The organism is Accumulibacter sp. (assembly GCF_032229525.1).
Lineage (GTDB): Bacteria > Pseudomonadota > Gammaproteobacteria > Burkholderiales > Rhodocyclaceae > Accumulibacter.
The window spans coordinates 1-2,911 of sequence record NZ_JAVTWB010000161.1; the positions used below are offsets into that span (position 1 = coordinate 1).

The 2,911-nt window shown below is 60.0% G+C and carries 2 protein-coding genes; both read right to left on the reverse strand.

Features of this window, described 5'->3' with window-relative positions; all coding sequences use genetic code 11:
- Window positions 1-270 precede the first annotated feature (270 nt).
- Window positions 271-1,065 (reverse strand): SDR family oxidoreductase, encoded by a 795-nt coding sequence (locus tag RUW20_RS12495; protein WP_313952562.1) that lies wholly within the window; start codon window positions 1,063-1,065, stop codon window positions 271-273.
- 577 nt (window positions 1,066-1,642) lie between these two features.
- On the reverse strand, window positions 1,643-2,740 hold the full coding sequence (locus RUW20_RS12500) for a hypothetical protein (RefSeq protein WP_313952563.1): 1,098 nt from the start codon (window positions 2,738-2,740) through the stop codon (window positions 1,643-1,645).
- Window positions 2,741-2,911: the final 171 nt, after the last annotated feature.

Consider the following 2,911-nt stretch of genomic DNA (forward strand, 5'->3'; position numbering starts at 1 on the left):
AACGGTGGCCAGGTGTCGAAGCGGTCGGGTCCATACATAGCTCGGCGCTCGGGATAGAACAGTTCGGGCATCGTCGACGCTGCCTGGGGTACTGAAGCGCGAGACGCGAGCCACCAGCCATGCCATGGCCGCCGCATCCGACGAGAGCCTCAGTCTGCCTCCAACAACTCATACGGCTCGCTACGCGCTGCGACCCGGTGGGCGGTGCGGAGACTTGGTACCATCGCCTGAACTGCGCACCGTTGCGCGACCTGAGTCACTGCTAGTTCCTCAATACGCCCGTATAAATCCGCCATCGTGCAGGACGTTGATTCCGGTCATGTGATCGGAGAACGCCGACAGCAAGCCTTCTACCGCAACGGCTACCTCATCGGGTGTGCCGTATTTCCTCAGCGGAACATTCGACGTCTCTTCCGCCAGGCGCTGAGCAACCGTTGTTCCGGCCGTGGCAGCGCGCTGCTCAAGAGAAGCGGCATACCCAGGTGTCAGCGTGCCCCCAAGGGACAGCGTGTTCACGTGAATCCCTCTTTCACCCAACGCGAACGCCAGCGTCTTCGCTTCGGCCAGCCAGGCGCAACGTAGTACATTGCTGGAAGCGTAGTGGCCCATGACCTGGGCGGACGAGATTCCGGAGATGATGACGATCTTGGATCTTCTGCCCTTCGCAGGGTCCGGTTGCATGGTCGCAATTGCCGCCTTGAGAAGAGACAGCGGCCCAACAAAGCTGTTCTGAAAAATCTCTCGCCACTTGTCGCTGCTCGGAAGAGGGTCGTTGGTGGGAGGATCCTGGGGCGGCATCAAGACCACTCCGTCCAAGATTACGGTGCTGGCAGTGAGCTTCTCAGCGAATTCCGTGACTGAGTCATCGCGCGTCATGTCCACGGAAATCCATGAATGAGTCCCCGGGCAGGTGTTCGACAGTTGAGCGCGGAGGGTCTGAAGTTTGCTGGAATCACGTGCTGCAAGAACAAGGGAATTCCCAGCTTTCGCCAGCCTGCTGCAGACGGCCAGCCCGATACCACCGGTCGCTCCCGTCACAAGAATCGTTTTGGATATGCCGGGCAATTTCCTCTCCTCCTGAGAGCCAGACGCCAAAGTGGAGCGCCACTTGAAGCGGCACTCACTGCCGCATATCTCCTGTTGAGGCCATCGCGTGGTGCGACGCGCGGACCAGGAAAGGTAGCAAACTCCAGTAGTCCACGCCCAATATGTCGGGCGCCCGTCAACCGTCAACAACTGCTGACGTGCCGCCTTGCCTCAAGCCGACACCTTGATTCGCCTTCAGCATCGATGTGTGTCCCAGCGAAGCCGTGCAAAAAAATTGCATTTTTACGTTGACCAGCACAGAGCCCTAGAGTTTCGCGCATTAGGGGCTGTTTTCCTCGGAACCTCCCGGCTTTCAGAATTCAGTGCAGAAGTCTGAAACCCTTGCGTGGCATGCTGTGCCGGGTGAAATGCACGGCGTTCGTGATGACGTATGCTTCGGTTTCGTGAGCTACGCCAACGCGGAATTTCTGGTTGGCGGACCCCCATAGACCCGCCCCCGGCATCCCGTGAAGACGAAGCGCTGGCCCGCGACCTCTCTCCAGGATGCCGCGGGATACTTTGCGCCACTGACGATCAGTTTCGGCAAACGCTCATTTCATTGACCGAATATGCCCTTGAGCGACTTGATGAGCGCACCTCCTCCCGGCACCACGGAGTCCGCTGCTGCATCGCCGACCGCCTCCTTCGCCATGTCTTCCATGCCGAGCATCAGGTAGTCAAATCCGCTCACACGGACGGTGGCGGCCCAGATCAGCGGCTTTTTCTCGCCTGGCTTCTGGGGCGGGTAGGCAAAGCCCTTGGAAGGCCCAACCGCCTCGGCGATGGTCATCGCACCCTCCGCTTTCTGGAAAATGCCGGCCGGGATGGTGCAACTATTCTGAGTTCCGGGAAGCATCGGGTTCTTGTTCTTGGCGGCCATCCAGATCACCATTTCCTTCTCGCCGACGGCGCCGACGGCTTGCAGGTTGTAACCTCGGGCGCGGGCAAGGGCATCCCATTTCAGAGGAATGGCGGCTTTCAGATCGGCACTGGTGGCCTTGAGGTTGATCGCCTCAAGGAAGTCCATCTCCTTGTCCAGGGTGTAGTGGATTTCCCTTTGCATGAAACTGGCCTTGACCACGTGGTCGCCAACGGCTGAGGATTCGGCAGGGATGCCGCTAAAGCCGGAATCGCCGTGCGGCCACCACAGCGTACGCGGTGGCAGGGTATCGCCACTATCGCCACCCCCTTTGCCTCGGCGGCTTTGCCGGGCCATGGCGGCGACTTCGGGCGGCAGGCGGTTGCCCATGGACTTGAAATCAATCACTTCCGGCTGACCTGCAGCGACGGTGGCGCTACAGCCCCAGTAAATCAATAGTTTCCCGTCTGGCTCTTCGCCTGGTCCACTCTCGCCGGTCCCGCGCCGTTCGCCTTTGAGGGGCAGGACAGGACCGAAACGCATGACTTCAGGAACCGTGTGTTCTGCGTTGTAGCCGGAGGGGATATCGGCGGGATTGGTCAGACGCAGGTCCATCGTCTTGGTCACACCGCTGCCTTGGCCCATCATCATGCCGAGCATGCCGCTGGCACCACCGGCACCAATTCCCGAACTGGTGCGAAGATTCATTTCGTAAGTTACCGGCGCGGCGAGCGCGTTTGGCAAGATACCGGCGAATACCGCGGCCAAGGCAAAGTGCAGAGTATGTTTGTTCATTTTGACCCCCTCATTCGAATAGACCCCCCAAGGACTCCTGTCGCGTGGTTCGGGAGCGGGCAGGAGGCTGCCTATAGCGCTGCGATTGGCCAAACACGCATTCTTCACGCCCTCAAATCGTTCGCATCGCCTGTTCGCGCGCCCGACCGCACACTCGCCGCTGTCATTCGG

Excerpts from the sequence above, each read along its gene's own strand:
- RUW20_RS12500 (WP_313952563.1), bottom strand. The coding sequence starts at position 2,740 with ATGAACAAACATACTCTGCACTTTGCCTTGGCCGCGGTATTCGCCGGT.